Raw genomic sequence first — 18,057 nt, 5'->3', positions numbered from 1 at the left:
ACGAGCTACGAAAAGCAGTATTCGGCTACGCTGAAAGTTCGCCATCCTTTTCCCGAAGCCCAAAGCCCGATGCCCGTCGCTTACAGCTTATGACTTCCCACTACCGGCGCAGCCGGGTTACGTCTCGAGCAGGCGCAGGCGGTCGCCCGCAGCGACGCCGAGACGCCGGGCTTCATCCACGGTCAATGTGAGCACGCCGTCTGCGCTGGGCCCACGCCCGATCCAGGCCGCACGAAAGTCGCTCATATTCGCCGTCGCCACCAGCCAGGTCGGGCGTTCAACGCTGGCGGCCTCGTCCACGATTTCCACGGCATAGGACACCGAGTCGCGGACCGCACGCACATCGTCGATATAAGCCTCCACCGTGGGGCCACCGTCGAAGATGTCGATGTAGCCTTCCCAGCGCAGCCCTTCCTTCTTGAGCATTTCCAGCGCCGGGCGCGTGTGTTCGTGGACCGCGCCGATGCAGGCCCGCGCTTCTTCGGAAAGAAACGGCGTGTAGATCGGGAACTTGGGCATCAACTCGCCGATGAAGCTCTTCTGCCCGAGGCCGGTGAGACGGTCGGCTTCGTTGAAATTCATGGGGAAGAAGTGGCTGCCCAGGCACTCCCAGAACGCGCTGGTGCCGTTCTCGTCGAAGCGCCCGCGCATCTCGGCGAGTACCTTGTCAGGGAAACGATCGCGAAACTCGGCGATGAACAGCCAGCGCGCCTTGGACAACAAGGCGCCGTTGCGATCGCACCGGTATTCGGGACGCAGATACAGCGAGCAGACTTCGGCATCGCCGGTATGATCGGAACTGAGAAACAGCGTATCGATGGTGCGATGCAGGTCGAGCTGGACCGACGAATGGGCCAGGGTGCCCAGACGGTAATTATAGAACGGCACCTCGCGGCCGACCTGCGCCTCGATGGCGCAACATCCGGCCAGCTCGCCGTTGGTATCGTCTTCGAGCACGAAGAAATACAGCCGATCATCGATGGCGCTGCGCTCCTCGAAGGCACTGACCGCATGTTCGATCTTGGCGGCTAGAAAGTCGCGATTGTCGGGCAGCGACGTGAACCCCACGCCGGTCTGCCACGCCAAGGACTGCAGACTATCGATATCACGGCGTTCGATGGGTCGAATGCGCATCAGGTTTCTCCCTCGTCGAACTCATCCAGGACGCTGGGCAACGCCAATGGTGCAGCCAGGACCGCGCGGCCTTCCTCGACCCCCAGCAACGCGGCATGCTCGGGCGTGAGCATCAACTGCCCGGTGGGCGACAGCGCGTAGCGCGCCACCAGGCAGCGAAAGCCGCCCAGTTGCTGATTGGCGATCAATGCCGGTTCGGCATCCGGCAGCACGTTGCCCGGACGCAAGCGCACCGGATGCCAACTGGCCTGGGATACGCTCTGCAGGCGGTCGCGCTCACCACGCACTACCGGCCCACCATCGAAGATGTCCACATGCCGTGAGCGCACGAAACCTTCGCCCAGCATCTCCTCGAGCGCCCCTTCGTGATCGGGGTGCTCGCGACCGATGGCGGCGCGCGCCTGGGGCGTGAGCAAGGGCAGATAGAGCGGGAACTGCGGCATGACCTCGGCGATGAAGCTCTTCGAGCGCACCCCGGCCAGCAGGTTGATCTCCTGAAAGCCCCGCGCGAAGAAGTGCCGCCCGACGCTGTTCCAGAACGGCGATTCTCCCTCGGCGTCGAGGTAACCGGGAAAGGCCACGGCCAGAATCGACGCGAAGCGCTCGGGATACTGCGCGATGAACATCAACCGTGCGCGACGCAACAGGCTCTCGGCGCTGGTGCCCTTGTAACGGGCATCCAGCGACAGCGCGCACAGCAGCGTGGTCTCGGAGGTCTCGTGGGACAGCGACAAGGTCTGCACCTCGCGGCGCACATTGAGCTGCTGCGAGGCGTGAATCAGCGTTTCCTGACGATAAGTGTAATACGCATCCATGGCGCCCGCCTGGGCGCGAATGCTGGCGGTCCCCACCACCTCGCCAAGCTCGAGATCTTCGAGCACGAAGGTATAGGCCTCGTCGTCGGGAAAATCGACCTCGCGCGCCAGGGCCCGTGTGGAGCGCGCGATACGCTCCTCGAGGCGGTCGCGATGCGCCGGCAGATTGGTCAGGCGCGGCGTGGCACTCCCCGCCAGGCGTTCCAGGGCCGGCAAGTCGCGGGGTTGAACGGGGCGAACGACAAGCATGGCAATGTCTCTCGGTTGCGGGTTCATGCGCCCTGCACGAAGCGCGCCACGGCGCGTTCCAGGCGGGCCATCCCTTCACGCACTTCCGCGTCGGAGATCACCAGCGACGGCGCCATGCGCAGCACATTGGGGCCGGCGACCAGTGCCATCAGCCCTTCGTCCATCGCCAGCGGCAGAATCTCCTTGGCACGCCCTTCGTAGGCCGGTGCCATCTCGGCCCCCAGCAACAGCCCCAAGCCGCGAACTTCCTTGAAGATGCCGTACTCGCGATTGATCGCCTCGAGGTGCTCCTTGAACAGCGCATGGCGATGCATGACGCCTTCCAGCACCTCGGGCGTGTCGATGGTTTCCAACGCCGCCAGCGCCACCGCGCAGGCCAGCGGATTGCCACCATAGGTGGAGCCATGGGTGCCCACCGCCAACGACGGTGCCACACGATCGGTGGTCAGCATGGCGCCAACCGGGAAACCACCGCCGAGCGCCTTGGCGCTGGTCAGGATGTCGGGGGTCACGCCGTAATGCATGTACGCATAGAGGTGCCCACTGCGGCCCACGCCGCATTGCACTTCGTCGAACACCAACAGCGCCTGATGCTCATCGCATAGCGTGCGCAAGCCGCTCAGGAAGTCGGAATCGGCCGGCACCACACCGCCCTCGCCCTGCATTGGCTCGACCACCACCGCACAGGTCTCGTCGTCGATCAGCGCGCGGACACTGTCGAGGTCGTTGTACACGGCATGCTCGATACGCCCGGGGATCGGCCCGAAGCCTTCGGAATATTTGGGCTGGCCACCGACGCTGACCGTGAAAAGAGTGCGCCCATGGAACGACTGGCGGAAAGAGACGATCTTGTCCTTGTGCGCACCAACGTTGTCGTACGCCCAGCGCCGGGCCAGCTTGAAGGCGGCCTCGTTGGCTTCACCGCCGGACGAACAGAAGTACGCCTTGTCGGCGAAGGTACGCTCGACCAGCGACTTGGCCAGCGCCAGCGCCGGCTCGTTGGTGTAGACGTTGGACAGATGCCAGAGCTTGTCGGCCTGCGCCTTGAGCGCCGAGACCAGCGCGGGATGACAATGCCCCAGCGCGTTGACCGCGATGCCGCCGGCGAAATCGATGTATTCGCGTCCGTCCTGGTCCCACAGACGGCTACCCTCGCCGCGCACCGGAATCGTCCGCTGCGGGGAATAATTGGGCACCATGTAGCGGTCGAAATCATCGCGGGTCGGTGACTGGGACATCGTGTCGGTCCTCCTGGTGGGTCAACGAATACGGCAGGTTGGCATTGAGTATACGAGGCGGAACGGTCTCGGGTCTTTCAGCGATGTGACGACGAATTATGAAAAGAGGTTGAGTTTTGTCGTCTGCGCCCCGACTCATTTCTTTGCAGGCTCATGGTCGCATTACCACGACGCAAAGAGCCACTTCGGACATATGAGGCGCTACAAGGAGACGCATCATGCAGATCGATCTCAGCGGTAAATCCGCCATCGTCACCGGCTCCACTGCCGGCATTGGCTTCGCCATCGCCCAAGGATTGGCCGAGGCCGGCGCCGAGGTCACGCTCACTGGCCGTACCCAGGCCCGCGTCGACGGCGCGGTGCAATCGCTGAAGGCCGATGTCCCGGGGGCTCAGGTTTCCGGCGTCGCCGCTGACCTGGGCACCCCCGGAGGCTGCCAGGCGCTGATCGACGCACGCGCGGACACCGATATCCTGATCAACAACGTGGGGATTTTCGGGCCGCAGGATTTTTTCGATACCGACGACGAAACCTGGGAGCAGTTTTTCCAGGTCAATGTGATGAGCGGCGTGCGGCTATCGCGCCATTACGCCCAGGGCATGAAGTCGCGCGGCTGGGGACGCATTCAGTTTCTGTCCAGTGAATCGGCGCTCAACATTCCCGCCGAGATGGTTCACTACGGCATGACCAAGTCCGCCGTGCAGTCGATCTCGCGCGGGCTGGCCAAGGTGCTGGCCGGCACCGGTGTCACCGTCAACGCGGTACTGCCGGGCCCGACGCGCTCCGAAGGGGTGGTCGACATGATCGCCAAGATGGCCGAGCAGGAAGGCGTGTCTCAGGAAGAAATGGAAGCGCGCTTCGTCAAGGAGAACCGCCCCAGCTCGATCATCGGCCGTCTCGCTACGCCCGAGGAAGTCGCCCACATGTGCGTCTACGCCGCCTCGCCGCAGGCCAGCGCCACCACCGGCGCGCCCCTGCGCGTGGAAGGCGGTATCGTCGACAGCATGGCCTGAGCACCGACGCGTCAGAGGGCCCGGCCGGACGCCGGACCCTCGTCCCACCTTGCCACAACGTCACATGGACGCCCCGCCGGCAACGTGCTAAGACGACGTTATGCCCTTGCCGGAGCGCCATGTCATGCTCAACACGACCGCCTGGAACCGTCTGCGCTATTCGCTTTACGCGCCGGTCTACGACTTGGTGGCCGCGCGTACGTTCCGACGCGCGCGCCGCCTCGCGCTGGAGGCCGTGCATTGGCGCCAGGGCCAGCGCGTTCTGTTGGTGGGCGCCGGCACGGGGCTCGATTTGCCATGCCTGCCACGCGACATCGAAGTGCATGCCATCGATATCTCGCCGGTGATGATTGCGCGTCTCGAGGCGCGTGCCGAGCGCTACGGCCTGGACGTCATCGCCGCAACGATGGACGCCGCACGACTGGCCTATCCCGATGCGCATTTTGATGTCGTCGTGATGCACTTGGTCGTCGCCGTCATGCCCGACCCCGAGGCCGGACTACGCGAGGCACATCGCGTGTTGGGGGAAGACGGCCAACTATGCGTGATGGACAAGTTCCAGAGCGATGCTCACCCCGCCGGCTGGGGCAGACGCCTGGCGAACATGGTGACCTCTTTCCTGGCCACCGACATTACACGCCAGGCGCGGCCGCTTCTGGAGGGCAGCGGCTTCGTCATCGAGCACGACACGCCGGTGATGATGGGCGCGCTGTTTCGCGCGCTGCTGGCTCGCAAGGCGTGATCAGAACACACGCCCGCTTGTCATGTGCGGCGTTCAAAGCGCCTTGCTGAGGCGAACGCGAGGAATGCGCTCGCCGGCGCGGTCGACCCAGTCTTCTCCCTCGTGGCGCCAGTCACGGCGTACCAGGGCATCCGCCAGCACCAGACTGGCCTCGATCCGCATGCACGTCACGCCGCGTTGGTGCATCTCGTCCTCGGCGAGCTCCAGTAAGCGACTCCCCAATCCCCGCCCGACCAGCGAAGGCCACACGTAAAGCGTTTCGATGCGCCCTGCGCCGGGGTCGAGCTCGCAGAACCCCACGCAGCGCCCATCGCAGACCGCCACCAGCGTCGGATAGAGTACTTGGCGCGCCGCCCAGGCCTCGGCATCGCGTGGCAGCGCCATGACCCATGCCTCGCGTTGCGCCAGCGTGTAATAACCGGCGGCCCCCTGCATCACGGCATGGTGAAACACTTCCGCCTGATCGGCGGCATCGCGCGGCGTTGCGCCGCGATAGACGATTCGTTCAGTCACCGTTGCCTCCTGAAAATGGCATGCCTGGCGGGCCATTCCGCAAGCGCCCAGATCCGACATGGTGAGGGGCAGCGCGCCACCACACAAGGCTCACCAGCATGTCTCGTCGTACAGGCCGGTCTTGGGCATAATAGCGTCATGACCGATTGCGACTTCTCTTCTTCCCAGGCACCGAGCGCGTTCACGCTCACGCCCATCGGGCGTATCGCCAGCGACTACCCCGACAAATTTGGCATTCCCCGCCAACCGGGGCTGGCCAGTGCCGCGCGGGCGACGCTCACGCTAACGCCGCCGTTCGATGATCCGCTCAGCGTGCGTGGCCTGGATACGTTCAGTCATCTTTGGCTGACCTTCGTCTTCCACCACAGCCCCGCGCGCTGGACGCCGCTGGTGCGCCCACCGCGCCTGGGGGGCAATGCCAAACAGGGTGTCTTCGCCACGCGCAGCACGCACCGTCCCAACCGTCTGGGGCTGTCGCTGGTCGAACTGGTCGAGGTCGATACCCGCCGGGGCGTGACACTGCACCTGCGCAGTCACGACCTCGTCGACGGCACCCCCGTGCTCGACATCAAGCCGTACCTGGCCTGGGCGGAGTCGCGTCCCGAGGCCCGCAGCGGCTTCGCACCAGCCCCGCCCGCGTCATTGCCGGTGACGTTTTCCGCCGCCGCCGAGGCGACCCTGCTCACGCGCGAGGATGGGGACTCGCTGCGCGATCTAATCCGCCAGGTGCTGGCCCAGGACCCGCGCCCCGCCTACCACAAGAACGCGCCGGGCACATCCGAGCGCCGTTACGGCGTGCACCTGCGTGACGTCGACGTGCGCTTCTACCCGCGCACGACCGACGCCATCGACGCGATGCACGTGGAAGACATCGTCGCGGCGTCTGCGCCCGCGTGAACGACTGCGGGGCGCTCTTGAGCGCCCCGCTGGAGTAGGCCGACGATGCGCAGCGATCAGAACGTGATGCCGATCCGCCGTCCGACTTCTTCATACGCTTCGATGACGCCACCCAAGCCCTGACGGAAGCGGTCCTTGTCCATCTTCTCGCGGGTGTTGGCATCCCACAGGCGGCAGCCGTCCGGCGAAAACTCGTCGCCCAGCGTCACCTGGCCGTCGAAGAGGCCGAACTCGAGCTTGTAATCGACCAGCAGCATGTCACCGTCGAGAAACAGCTGCTTGAGGACGTCGTTGACCTGGAAGGTCAGCGTCTTCATGGTCGCCAATTGCTCAGGCGTCGCCCAGCCGAACGTCTCGGCCAGCGACTCATTGATCATCGGGTCGCCGTTGGCATCGTCCTTGAGGAACAGCTCGAAGGTCGGCGGCGTCAGCGCCTGGCCTTCCTCGACGCCGAGACGGCGTACCAGCCCACCGGCCGCGACATTGCGTACCACGCACTCGACGGGAATCATCTCGAGATTCTTGACCACGCATTCATCGTCGGAGAGCAGCGTCTCGAAGTGCGTCGGAATGCCCGCGGCCTGGAGCTTTTCCATGATGAAGGCATTGAACTTGTTGTTGACCATGCCCTTGCGCGCCAGCGATTCCTTCTTCTTGCCGTCGAAGGCACTGGTATCGTCGCGAAAATGCAGGATCAAACGCTGCGGATCATCGGTGCGGTAGACGGACTTGGCCTTGCCCGCGTACAGCTCATCACGTTTTTGCATGGGATCTCCACAATGGCCCCACCGGGCCGGCTGGCTCTTGTCTGAGCGCGGATCGCAGGATCCGCGACGTTTTCATGGACTACTAAGGTGTCTCTACGCTGCCCACGACGCGCGCGCCTTCGACTCAAGCAATGCTCTGCCAGGCGAAGCCGTGGTCCTGCGCCGATACCAGCAATCGCGATGCATCGCCGGACAACAGAGGCGTCAACGCCTCCAGCGCCAATTCGGGATGATTGTTCTCCATTGAAATGTGCGAACACACGATACGCTGCAGCCGATCCAGCCCCAGCCGTGGCAGAAGCTCGGCGGCCTGGACATTGGCCAGGTGCCCCCAGTGACCGCCTACGCGCCGCTTGAGATTGCGTGGATAGGGGCCGACATCGAGCATGTGGCGATCGTGATTGCACTCCAGAATCAACGCATCACAGCCGCGGAACGCATCGATGACGTGCTCACTGGGATGGCCGAGATCGGTAAGCACGCCCAGATGGCGGCCATGCGCTCGAAACCGGAACTGCACCGGCTCGCGCGCATCGTGCGGCACCGTCACCGCGTCGATCTCCAACCCCTTGATCGCGAAGCGTGACTGGGGCACCACCCACTCGTGACGTGGCACTTCGCCCAGGCGCCCCGAGAGCCAGGTCCCGACGGTCAGGTAGACGGGCAGAGCGTAGCGTCGCGCCAGGGGGCCCACGCCGCGAATGTGATCGCCATGCTCGTGGGTGAGCAGAACGGCATCGAGCTGGCGGGGATGCAACCCGAACTGCGCAAGACGACGCTCCGCCTCGCGCATGCCGAAGCCGCAATCCACCAGCACATGCGTTTCCCCATCGCTGACCAACGTCGCGTTGCCCTTGCTGCCGCTGCCCAGCGATGCAAAACGCAGCGCCAGCGACGCCTGAGGCCGATCCGTCATGCTACCCAGCATCTCAGCGCAAGGTCGCCGCCACGGCGTCGAGCACTTCACGGGCGTCGCCGGCATCCACCGGACCACCGTCTTCGCCACTGACACGCACCTGCGTGGCATTGTCGCCATTGGCACTGACATTCAGGCGATAGCGCTGGGTCGCAGCGTCGTCGCCGAACCAGTCGAGCCAATCGAACCACCCGGCATCGTCATCGCGGACGGCGTAGTCGATCACGAACTGACCGGCGCTACGATTCTGGTCGACCAGTGTGCCGCGTTCGCTCTCGAAGTCGTTTTCCAACTGATAGCGCAGTTCAGGCCAGGCACGCTCGAGGTTCAGCGCCAGCTCGAGCTGCCACTCGCCACTCTGGTTCACCAACTGCACACGGTCGTCGCGGGCAAGCGGCTGCGCCGCTAATGAAACACCGACCTGATCGCCAGCATTAGCGGCCAGATAGCGCTGCAAGGCGTCGAGGCAGCGAACCTGATTGACACTGTCCATACAGCGCACCTCACTGGTACCGCTACGCAACCCTTGGCGAACGCGCAACGTTCCCATATCAGTCTCGAGACGCCCGCTATCGACATCGGCGCGCTCGACATTCAGCCCCTGCGCAGCGGCGAAGCCCTGCAGCATCGGCCAGACAGCCCCCGGCGCCGCATTGACGACCAACCAACGCTCATCACCGGCTTCGCGGGACTCAACGAATGTCGCATCGGCTGCCTGGCTAGCCACCAGAGGACGGGGCCGCGGGACGTTGAAATCGCCTTCCGTGGATGCGAAATCACTTTCGGCGTCGGGCACCGGCATGGCGTTCTGGTAACGTGATGGATCGCGCGATTCCGGCAGCGTTAGCGGTTCGACCATCTCGGCATCGACATACTCAGTGTTACGGTCGTAATAAAAACCGGAACGACTACAGCCACTTACGACCAGAGTAGCGCCAATGATCAGCGGCATCCATTTAAGGACGGGTTTCATGCATCCACCTTATTTATGCGTTGGTCGACGTCGCAGAGGGCCGTCAACGCCGAACAGCGCTCAGGCTCCCTTGACGCCTCTCGACGGTTTGTCAGCCTTCGGTCACACCCGCGAGCTGCAATGCTTCGCTCACCGTGGAGTGATACTTATCGGATAGCCAGGTCATCGGTAGACGAATGCCCTGCTCCGCCAGCCCCATGCGATGCAGCGCCCATTTCACGGGGATCGGATTGGCTTCGACGCCCAGCACGGTATGCAATGGCATCAACCGCGTGTTGATCTGATGCGCGCGCTCGTCGTCCCCGGCCACGGCGGCCTTGCACAGCTCATGCATGGCGCGGGGCGCGACGTTGGCACACACCGAGATGTCGCCATGGCCACCCATCAGCATGAAATCGCACGCCGTGGGGTCGTCGCCGGAATACAAGGCGAAACCGGTGCCTTTCAAGCGCTCGACCAATTCCTCGGCGCGCTCCAGATTGCCGGTGGCATCCTTGAGTCCCACGATGTTCTCGAGCTCGGCGAGACGGAACACGGTCTCGTTGTAGATATCCGAGCACGTGCGCCCTGGCACGTTATAGAGAATGACGGGCAGCCCGCCGCCTTCGGCGACGGCTTTGAAATGCTGATAAAGCCCTTCCTGGGTGGGCTTGTTGTAGTAAGGGGCCACCGACAAGCAGAGGTCCGCGCCTACTTCACGTGCGTAACGCGCCAGCTCGACCGCCTCCGAGGTGGCGTTGGCGCCAGTACCGGCGATGACCGGGATACGGCCGTCGACCTCCTCGACGACACAGCGAATGACGTCGAAATGTTCGGCGAACGACATGGTGGTCGGCTCACCAGTGGTTCCCGCCGCGACGATGGCATCGGTACCGTTGTCGAGATGGAACCCCACCAGGCGACGCAGCGCGTCCCAGTCGATATCGCCACTGACCTTCATCGGTGTCGCCAAGGCGACGATGCTGCCTGTGATCATGCTGCAGTGCTCTCCTGTGAATCGGGCCAGCGTGCCACCGGCATGCGCGGGCGATAAAAATGAACGTATCGCCAACCGGGCGTTTCAAGCGCCGGACCGGCCTATTTCGTCATGATGTCGATCAGCATCAAATGGTACTCAGCCAGCTTCATCCTGTACAGAAGCGGCATGCTTTGACACGCGCGCATGGCTGACATGTAATCTTGTCCATCCGCGTTCAGACAACCACAGCGTTCGCATCATCACTCGAGGAGATCATCATGAGCGTCAGCATCGGCCAACACGTACCCGACTTCACCGCCACGGCAACGGGCGATACGCAGATCACGCTGTCCGACCTTCGAGGTCGCCAGGTCGTGATCTATTTCTACCCCAAGGATAGTACGCCGGGATGCACCACCGAAGGCGGCGATTTTCGTGACCATAAGCCCGACTTCGATGCTGCCAACACCGTTATCCTGGGGGTTTCGCGAGACGGGTTGCGTGCTCATGAGAACTTCAAGGCCAAGCAGGGGTTCAATTTCGAGCTGATTTCCGACAAGGACGAGTCGCTGTGCCGCCAGTTCGACGTCATCAAGCTCAAGAAGCTCTACGGCAAGGAGCACTTGGGGATAGAACGCAGCACTTTCCTGATCGATGCCGAGGGCAAGCTGGCCCGCGAATGGCGCAAGGTGAAGGTCAAGGGCCACGTCGAGGCAGTGCTCGACGCCGCCCGCGAACTCAATGCGGCCTCCTGATCACTGCACCGCTGGCGGAGAGTGCAGGTCCGGGTCGCGCACACCGCGCGGCCAGGCATATACCAGCGCCTTGAGCAAAGTGGCCAACGGAATCGCGAAGAACACGCCCCAGAACCCCCAGATGCCGCCGAAGAACAACACCGCAAGGATGATCGACACCGGATGCAGGTTGACCGCTTCGGAGAACAGGATCGGCACCAGCACGTTGCCATCCAATGCCTGCAGGATGGCGTAGGCGATCAGGACATAGGCCAATTGCTCGCTGATACCGAAGTGAAAGCCCGCCACCGCCGCTACCGGCAGAGTCGCCACCGCCGCGCCGATGTAAGGCACCAGCACTGACAAACCGACGATCAGCGCCAGCAAGGTGGAGTAGGGCAAGCCGAACGACCAGAAGGTAATGAATGCCACCACGCCCACGATCAGTATCTCGATCGCCTTGCCGCGAATGTAGTTGGCAATCTGGTCGTCCATTTCATGCCAGATGCGCGTCATCAGGATGCGCTTCCTGGGCAATAGGGAAAGCAGGTACTGGGTCAAGCGTTCACGGTCCTTGAGGAGGAAGAACACCAGGATCGGTACCAGCACCAGGTAAACGATCATGCCCAGTAAATTACCCAGCGATGCCAGCGACAGTGTCAAGGCTCGTTGCCCGAGCTGGGTCGCCTCGCGTCCGGCAGTGGCGATCCAGTCTTCGATCTGATTCGGCGTGATCAGGGTCGGATAGCGTGACTGCAAGCCATCCAGCCACGCCTGGCTACTCGCGAACATGCGTGGCGCCTCCTGCACTAGCTCTACCATCTGGTTCCAGACCAGCGGCATGATGATCAACGCCAGAGCCAATAACGCGCCCAGAAAGAACAGGAAGACGACCAGCACCGACAGAAGGCGTGGCAGGCCGCGCCGTTCCAGCCACGACACCACGCCCTCCAGGAGAAAGGCCAACACCAGTGCGGTGAAGAACGGTGCCAGCATCCGGCCCAGGCAGATGACGGCGGCGAAGCCCAGCACCAGCACGATGAGCAAGACAACCGCTTCCTCGTCCGAGAAATAGCGCTCCACCCACCCCTTGAAGAGGCTTTTCATCGTCATGCAGTGCTTCCCCGTTCACCCTTGCGTAGCCAATAATGGTAGATACCGCCTTTTTCTTCACGCGCTTCTAGCTGGTGAACGCCCTGTGCGGCAAAGCTCTCGAAGTCCTGCCACGAGCCCGCATCGGTCGCCTGAACCTCGAGCAGCGCGCCTACTTCGAGCGTCGACAAGGCCTGCTTGGCCTTGAGCAGCGGCAACGGACAATGCAGGCCACACGCATCGAGCACGTGATCGGGTTGCAACGCCATCTGCGTCTCCCAGTGGTTCGATAGTTGAAAACGCCACGATTTAAAGGCACTTTGCCAGTCAGTTCAATGTCTAAGATGACGATAGCATGGCGTGCATCACGCCGTCGGCCTACCTCCTCCGTCACGCCATTCAAGAGGAAGCCCATGCCACGTCGCTGGATGCTTTTTCCTGTTTTATGCCTGGCTCTGACCTTCTGCGCGCCTGCGTCGAATGTCCTGGCACAAGACGATTACGATCTTCCCGAACTGGGGGGCGCCAGCGCTACCGTCTCCAGCGGTGAGGAACACCGCCTGGGACGCGCCTGGCTACGCCAGTTCCGCGCCCAGACCGACGTGTGGCAAGACCCCATCGCCAAGGATTACATGCATGGCCTGGTGGCGCGCCTGTTGCCTTATACCGGGGTCAACGATGACATCGTCATCACGCTGGTGGACAGCCGATTGCTCAATGCCTTCGCCGTACCGGGCGGCATCGTCGGCGTCAACAGCGGCCTGTTCAGTTTCACCGCGAGTGAGGATGCCCTGGCGTCGGTGATCGCCCACGAACTCGGCCACCTGTCCCAGCACCACTTCGCCCGCCGCATGCAGCGTGTGGAAGAAACCCAGCTCCCCACCATGGGGGCCATGTTGATTGGCATGGTGCTGGCCGCCGGCGGCGCGGGCGATGCCGGCCTGGCGACCATGGTCGGGTCCCAGGCGGCCTTCATTCAGGACCAGCTCGCTTACTCGCGCCGCTTCGAACAGGAGGCCGACCGCATCGGCCTGGACGCACTGGCCGATGCCGGCTTCGACCCGCAGGCCATGCCGGACATGTTTCGCGCCATGCAGCGTCGGGCCAGTCTACAAGGCGGCAATCCACCGGAGTTCCTGCTCACGCACCCGGTCACCGAATCGCGTATCAGCGATACCCAGGCACGCGCCAACCAGTTGCCCTCGCCCGAGCCGCACGCCAGCTTGGCCTTCTCCCTGGTTCGCGCACGCGCCCTGCTGGCGCTCCACCGCGACAACCCCGAGCAGGCCATGACCCAGCTGCGCCAGGACGCCCCGCCTGACGCTGCCGTACGCTATCTGCAGGCGCTGACCAATGCCCAGACCGGCCATACCGACCAGGCACTCGCGACGCTCGACCAATTGAGCGCAGCACACCCCAATATGTCGATGCTGCCGGCCAGCGCCGCCGAGATCGCCCTTGACGCCGGTCAACGCGACGACGCCCTGCGCCGTGCCCGGCGCATTCTCCGCCTGCAACCGGACTACCGTCCGGCGCAACTTGTCGAGGCCAAGGTGCTGCTGCAGCAAGCACCGCGCCAGGCTTTTGATGTCCTGCGTCGCATGAGCGATCAATACCCCGAGGATCCACAAGTCTTCACCCTTCTCGCGGAAGCCGCCGGTCGCAGCGGCCACAATCTGTGGGGAATGCTCGCCCGCGCCGAGCAATTGCAACTGACCGGTCACATCGATCGCGCCATCAAGCAGCTCGACATCGCCGAAGAGACAGCACGCGAGCAAGGCGACTTCGTCATGGCCAACCGCTTGGCTGAACGCCGCAAGGCCTACCTGGGGTACCGACGGGCACTCCAGGACTTCTAGCGCGTGTGCGCAGGCGACCGTCAATGACGCGGAATGCGCTCATCGCGCGGGCTGATACCGAAATGATTGCGATAGGCCGTGGAGAAGTGTGCCCCGGAGGAAAACCCCGTGGATAGGGCGATGTCGCCGACCGCCTGCTCGCTATCACGCAGCAGTTGGCGGGCTTTTTGAAGACGCAACTCCAAGTAGTAACGGCTCGGCACCGCTTGCAGGTACTTCTTGAACAGCCGCTCCAGCTGCCGCCGTGAGATCCCCAGATGTTCCGCCAGCTCGTGAGTGGTCAACGGCTCTTCGATGTTGGCCTCCATCAGCGTCACCGCGTCGACCAGGCTTTGCGGGGCGTGGGCAAGTCGCGCGCGCAACGGTACGTGCTGAGGCTCGTCGGCCATGCGGATACGCTCGCAGACGAAATGCTCGGAAACGCGCTCGGCCAGCCGATTGCCGTGCTGCTGGGCGATCAGCGTCATCATCATGTCCATCGACGCCGTGCCGCCACCGCAGGTCAACCGGTCACGATCGATCTCGAACAACTGATGCGAGACATGCACGCCGGGAAAGTCCCGCATGAACGCTTCGGCCCCGGCGACGTGCAACGTGACGCGATAGCCCTCCAGCACGCCGGCGCGCGCCAGCACCTGAGTCCCCCCTGCGATGCCGCCCAGCATGACCCCGCGTGACGCCAGCCGTTGCAGCCAGTCGTGCAGTTCCGGACATTCACTCGCCGGCGACGGGCTGACGCCGCACACCACGAGCATATCCAGCGGCTGGGCATCATTGCCGGCCACGCTTTCCGGCGTCAGCACCAACTCCGCAGCACTTTTCACTGCGCGCCCATCCAACCCGAAGGTCCGGGGCACATAGAGACGACGTTCGGCGAGCAGATTGGCGACGTGCAACGGCTCCATGGCGCAGGCCTGCGCCAGCAGCGAAAATCCCGGCAACAGCAAAAACCCCACCTGGCGTGGTGCGTCGCGGCGCTCTTCACTCCCTGGCATCAAGCAGCGCCTCCACCAACGCGTTCGTCGGTCGACCGACGCCAGCCATGCGGCTCACAACTGCACGACGTCGAACTCCGCCACGGGATCGACGTCCGCCTCGTAATCGACATCCTCACGTTCGAAGCCGAACAGCTTGAGAAAGTCGTGCTTGTAACCGGCGTAATCGGTCAGCGTGAAGAGATTGTCGGTGGTCACCTGCGACCATAGCTCCTTGCACGGTTGCTGCACGTCGTCGCGTAGCTCCCAATCGTCGAGACGCAGGCGCCCCGCTTCGTCGGTATCCTGCTCTTGTGATGAATACAGACGCTCGGCATACAAGCGGTTGAGCTGATCGATGGTGCCCTCATGCAGGCCCTTCTCCTTCATGACCTTGTAGACCATCGAGATATAAAGCGGCATCACCGGGATCGCCGCGCTGGCCTGGGTCACCACTGACTTGAGTACTGCCACATTGGCACTGCCGCCCTCTTGGGACAGACGCGCGTCGATCTCGCCGGCAGCGCGGTCCAAGTCTTCCTTGGCCTTGCCCAGCGCGCCATGCCAATAGATCGGCCAGGTGATCTCGGTGCCGATGTAGCTGAACGCCACGCTGCGTGCGCCCGGCGCCAACACACCCGCCTCGTCCAGCGCGTCGATCCACAGCTCCCAGTCCTCGCCACCCATGACGGTGATGGTATCGGCGATTTCCTGCTCGGTGGCCGGCTCCACGGACGCCTCGGTGATGGCATCCTTGTTGGTGTCGATGGCCGTGGCGGTATAGGTCTCGCCGATGGGCTTGAGGGCGGAGCGCTTGAGTTCGCCGCTGTCAGGCATCTTGCGTACCGGCGAAGCCAGCGAGTACACCACCAGATCGACCTGGCCCAGGTCCTGCTTGATCAACTCGATGGCCTTGGTGCGCGCTTCATGCGAGAACGCATCGCCATTGATTGCCTTGCTGTAAAGGCCTTCTTCCTTGGCGAACTTGTCGAACGCCGCCGCGTTATACCAGCCCGCCGTGCCTGGCTTCTTCTCGGTGCCCGGCTTCTCGAAGAACACCCCCAGGGTCGACGCGCCGTAACCGAAGGCCGCTGTAATACGCGCGGCCAAGCCATAGCCGCTGGAGGCACCGATCACCAAGACCTTCTTGGGGCCTTTTTCTTGCTCGCTTTGCGGAATATTCGCACGCGTGGTGGCGATCTGCTCGGCAACGTTGCGCTCGCAGCCCTTGGGATGCGTCGTGGTGCAGATGAAGCCACGAACCTTGGGTTTGATGATCACAGAGGGAACCTCTTTGCTGACGTCATTCATTGATCGCGGTGGAAACCGCCACGGGGAAACACGCGCCAATGCACGGCTTCACTATTGTGGGGCATTCTAGCGGGAGATGGCGTCCATGTCCGCACCCCCTTGCTCGCCATGGCCGAGTGTCCGAAGATGCCCCCTCACAGCGAAGGCCCAAAAACATGCACGACCCTACTGATCTCGAAGCCCTGCTGGAACGCCGTGGCGCCTTGTGGCTAGCGCTTTCGCCGCTGTGGCTCGAGCGCGAACCCCGTGAACATGAATACGCCCGCATGCTCGAGGTCATCGAGGCACAAGGCCACACCCCTCAGGAGCTGGAAATGATCTATCGGCTGGAGATGGCACCGGTCATGGCGCGCCATCAGATGTCAGTGGCCGGGGAATGGCGCGCTTTCGACGAGGACCGGCTGCTGCTTGATTTGGCACGCCACACACGTCGCCTGCAAGGCTGGCGAAAAGGCTTCTGGTTGCTGTTTTCAGGCCTGACCACGATGATGAGTCGGCCGCGCTTCAATGTCTTGATCGAGCGCCTGCAAGTCACCGCGTCATGAGTGGCACAGGTGTCATGCCGAAAATGGAATATCCAGCGCCCGCTCGATATCCGCCGTCAATCGGCGTGGCGAGACACGTGGCGCAAAGCGCCGAATCACATGGCCATCTCGCCCCACCAGGAACTTGGTGAAATTCCATTTGATGGGCGTGCTGCCCAATATGCCCGGCGCTTGGCGGCGCAACAGCACGAACAGCGGGTGGGCATCGCGCCCGTTGACGTGCACCTTCTCCATCACCGGAAAGCTGACCCGGTACTCTCGCGCACAGAAGTCACCAAACCTCTCGGCCGACTCCGGGGCCTGACGACCGAACTGGTTGCAGGGAAACGCCAGCACGGTAAACCCCTGATCGTGGTAACGGCGATACAGCCATTCGAGTTCCTTGAGCTGTGGCGTATAACCGCAGCGGCTGGCGACATTGACGATGAGCAACACCTGCCCGCGCAAGGCACGCAGGTTGAAAGGCTCCATTCGGTTGGTGTGACAATCCTGACTATATAACGTCATCGCCATCACGCATCGTCCTCAACACTTCCGTATTGTCATCCGCCCGGTACGGGGCTTCAATCGTCTTGCGCCCTCAACCAGCCTTGGGCAAGCATGTGCGTCAGTGCGATGCGGCTATCCGGCGTGGCATCCTGCAGAGAAAGCGCCGCCTCCACGGTCAACCAATGAGCGTCGGCCACCTCGTCCTGCTGCAGGACCAGCGGCCCGTCATAGTCGGTCATGAAGGCACTACCATGAATGAAGTTACCGCCATCGGTGTAACGAAACGTGAAACACGGCGTCAACGTGACGCCCTCGATACCCAACTCCTCCGCCAATTCTCGGCGTGCGGCAACGTGCTCCGCCTCACCCGCACCGACCACGCCGCCGGTAGCCAAATCATGATAGCCGGGAAAGACTTCCTTGGTCAGCGTGCGACGCTGCACGCATAGCTCACCCCGGCCATTGCGCACGAACACATACGTCGCGCGATGCCAGAAGCGAAAGCGTCGCATCAACCTGCGCGAGGCACTGCCGCAAGGCCGATTACGCGCGTCCACCAGTTGAATGCGTTCATCCTTGATGAACGGCTGCGGCAGCGCCCCAGGCGCTGCGGAAGACGACGGCGTGGCCATGGCGGGTCCTGTGCGAGTCGATGCGCGAAAATGTCAGCATGCCAGAGCCGGGGCATCGCGTCATGTCGAATACACTAATGGACATGCAGAAGGTCTCCACCAGGGCGCGTGGAGACACGCCTCAAGCCGGGCTATCGCAGGCATGGCCACGACGTGGGCGCGGGCGCTGGATCGCCCAGACGCTAGCGCGCGGCGACGCAAGCGAC

The 18,057-nt window shown here is 63.2% G+C and carries 20 protein-coding genes; 6 read left to right on the top strand and 14 right to left on the bottom strand.

The genetic code is table 11. The annotated features are described in order from the left end of the window. Positions 1-117 precede the first annotated feature (117 nt). The 3 genes from astA to C8E00_RS14700 are packed head-to-tail and all read right to left on the bottom strand — an operon-like array spanning position 118 to position 3,436. Entirely contained in the window at positions 118-1,134 is a 1,017-nt protein-coding gene (gene astA / locus C8E00_RS14710) for an arginine N-succinyltransferase (RefSeq protein WP_133698272.1), read from the bottom strand. Beyond that, positions 1,134-2,198 carry an arginine N-succinyltransferase gene (locus C8E00_RS14705; protein WP_133698271.1) on the bottom strand — a complete coding sequence of 355 codons (1,065 nt, stop codon included), beginning with the start codon at positions 2,196-2,198 and terminating at the stop codon, positions 1,134-1,136. Before C8E00_RS14705 ends, astA begins: the two co-directional genes overlap by 1 nt. A 23-nt stretch (positions 2,199-2,221) precedes the next feature. Beyond that, complete coding sequence (locus C8E00_RS14700) at positions 2,222-3,436, bottom strand: aspartate aminotransferase family protein (RefSeq protein WP_133698270.1); 1,215 nt, start codon at positions 3,434-3,436, stop codon at positions 2,222-2,224. A gap of 218 nt (positions 3,437-3,654) precedes the next feature. On the opposite strand from C8E00_RS14700, the gene C8E00_RS14695 reads away from it, so the two are divergent. Together C8E00_RS14695 and C8E00_RS14690 are read left to right on the top strand one after the other, a co-directional pair. Further along, positions 3,655-4,449: an SDR family NAD(P)-dependent oxidoreductase gene (locus tag C8E00_RS14695; RefSeq protein ID WP_133698269.1), complete on the top strand. Its 795-nt coding sequence runs from the start codon at positions 3,655-3,657 to the stop codon at positions 4,447-4,449. 124 nt (positions 4,450-4,573) lie between these two features. Then, positions 4,574-5,191 (top strand): class I SAM-dependent methyltransferase, encoded by a 618-nt coding sequence (locus tag C8E00_RS14690; protein ID WP_133698268.1) that lies wholly within the window; start codon positions 4,574-4,576, stop codon positions 5,189-5,191. Between the two features lie 33 nt (positions 5,192-5,224). Here C8E00_RS14690 and C8E00_RS14685 read toward each other — a convergent pair whose 3' ends face one another. After that, complete coding sequence (locus tag C8E00_RS14685; protein ID WP_133698267.1) at positions 5,225-5,740, bottom strand: GNAT family N-acetyltransferase; 516 nt, start codon at positions 5,738-5,740, stop codon at positions 5,225-5,227. A gap of 102 nt (positions 5,741-5,842) precedes the next feature. On the opposite strand from C8E00_RS14685, the gene tsaA reads away from it, so the two are divergent. After that, entirely contained in the window at positions 5,843-6,601 is a 759-nt protein-coding gene (gene tsaA, locus C8E00_RS14680) for a tRNA (N6-threonylcarbamoyladenosine(37)-N6)-methyltransferase TrmO (protein WP_133698266.1), read from the top strand. A 56-nt stretch (positions 6,602-6,657) separates the two neighbouring features. On the opposite strand, the gene purC is transcribed toward tsaA, so the two are convergent. The 4 genes from purC to dapA all read right to left on the bottom strand — a co-directional run bounded on the left by purC (position 6,658) and on the right by dapA (position 10,233). Then, positions 6,658-7,368 (bottom strand): phosphoribosylaminoimidazolesuccinocarboxamide synthase, encoded by a 711-nt coding sequence (purC, locus tag C8E00_RS14675; RefSeq protein ID WP_133698265.1) that lies wholly within the window; start codon positions 7,366-7,368, stop codon positions 6,658-6,660. 124 nt (positions 7,369-7,492) lie between these two features. Further along, positions 7,493-8,284 carry an MBL fold metallo-hydrolase gene (locus tag C8E00_RS14670; protein WP_133698264.1) on the bottom strand — a complete coding sequence of 264 codons (792 nt, stop codon included), beginning with the start codon at positions 8,282-8,284 and terminating at the stop codon, positions 7,493-7,495. A gap of 13 nt (positions 8,285-8,297) precedes the next feature. Beyond that, positions 8,298-9,257 (bottom strand): outer membrane protein assembly factor BamC, encoded by a 960-nt coding sequence (locus tag C8E00_RS14665; protein WP_133698263.1) that lies wholly within the window; start codon positions 9,255-9,257, stop codon positions 8,298-8,300. Positions 9,258-9,348: 91 nt separating this feature from the next. Continuing rightward, on the bottom strand, positions 9,349-10,233 hold the full coding sequence (gene dapA, locus C8E00_RS14660; protein ID WP_133698262.1) for a 4-hydroxy-tetrahydrodipicolinate synthase: 885 nt from the start codon (positions 10,231-10,233) through the stop codon (positions 9,349-9,351). A 260-nt stretch (positions 10,234-10,493) separates the two neighbouring features. On the opposite strand from dapA, the gene C8E00_RS14655 reads away from it, so the two are divergent. Further along, positions 10,494-10,970 (top strand): peroxiredoxin, encoded by a 477-nt coding sequence (locus tag C8E00_RS14655; protein ID WP_133698261.1) that lies wholly within the window; start codon positions 10,494-10,496, stop codon positions 10,968-10,970. On the opposite strand, the gene C8E00_RS14650 is transcribed toward C8E00_RS14655, so the two are convergent. Next, the gene (locus C8E00_RS14650) at positions 10,971-12,062 is read right to left on the bottom strand and encodes an AI-2E family transporter (protein WP_133698260.1); all 1,092 of its coding nucleotides are present in this window, start codon (positions 12,060-12,062) and stop codon (positions 10,971-10,973) included. Continuing rightward, entirely contained in the window at positions 12,059-12,310 is a 252-nt protein-coding gene (locus C8E00_RS14645) for a sulfurtransferase TusA family protein (RefSeq protein WP_133698259.1), read from the bottom strand. Before C8E00_RS14645 ends, C8E00_RS14650 begins: the two co-directional genes overlap by 4 nt. 144 nt (positions 12,311-12,454) lie before the next feature. Between C8E00_RS14645 and C8E00_RS14640 the strand changes: the two genes are divergently transcribed. Continuing rightward, positions 12,455-13,900, top strand: coding sequence for a M48 family metallopeptidase (locus tag C8E00_RS14640; protein WP_133698258.1), 1,446 nt, complete (start codon positions 12,455-12,457; stop codon positions 13,898-13,900). A gap of 20 nt (positions 13,901-13,920) precedes the next feature. On the opposite strand, the gene C8E00_RS14635 is transcribed toward C8E00_RS14640, so the two are convergent. Beyond that, entirely contained in the window at positions 13,921-14,895 is a 975-nt protein-coding gene (locus C8E00_RS14635) for a GlxA family transcriptional regulator (RefSeq protein ID WP_208291943.1), read from the bottom strand. 54 nt (positions 14,896-14,949) lie between these two features. Beyond that, complete coding sequence (gene fabV, locus C8E00_RS14630; protein ID WP_133698257.1) at positions 14,950-16,155, bottom strand: enoyl-ACP reductase FabV; 1,206 nt, start codon at positions 16,153-16,155, stop codon at positions 14,950-14,952. Positions 16,156-16,340: 185 nt separating this feature from the next. Here fabV and C8E00_RS14625 point away from each other — a divergent pair, with 185 nt between their 5' ends. Next, the gene (locus C8E00_RS14625; protein ID WP_133698256.1) at positions 16,341-16,730 is read left to right on the top strand and encodes a DUF7079 family protein; all 390 of its coding nucleotides are present in this window, start codon (positions 16,341-16,343) and stop codon (positions 16,728-16,730) included. 12 nt (positions 16,731-16,742) lie between these two features. On the opposite strand, the gene C8E00_RS14620 is transcribed toward C8E00_RS14625, so the two are convergent. After that, positions 16,743-17,237, bottom strand: coding sequence for a glutathione peroxidase (locus C8E00_RS14620; protein ID WP_133698300.1), 495 nt, complete (start codon positions 17,235-17,237; stop codon positions 16,743-16,745). 56 nt (positions 17,238-17,293) lie between these two features. Then, a complete protein-coding gene (locus tag C8E00_RS14615) occupies positions 17,294-17,851 on the bottom strand; it encodes an NUDIX hydrolase (protein WP_133698255.1) in 558 nt (185 codons plus the stop codon). Positions 17,852-18,057 lie beyond the last annotated feature (206 nt).

Origin of the sequence: Chromohalobacter marismortui, from assembly GCF_004364315.1 — a bacterium.
GTDB classification, from domain to species: domain Bacteria; phylum Pseudomonadota; class Gammaproteobacteria; order Pseudomonadales; family Halomonadaceae; genus Chromohalobacter; species Chromohalobacter marismortui.
The sequence above is the reverse complement of the archived record's forward strand: the minus strand, read 5'-3'. Positions and strand labels throughout refer to the sequence as shown.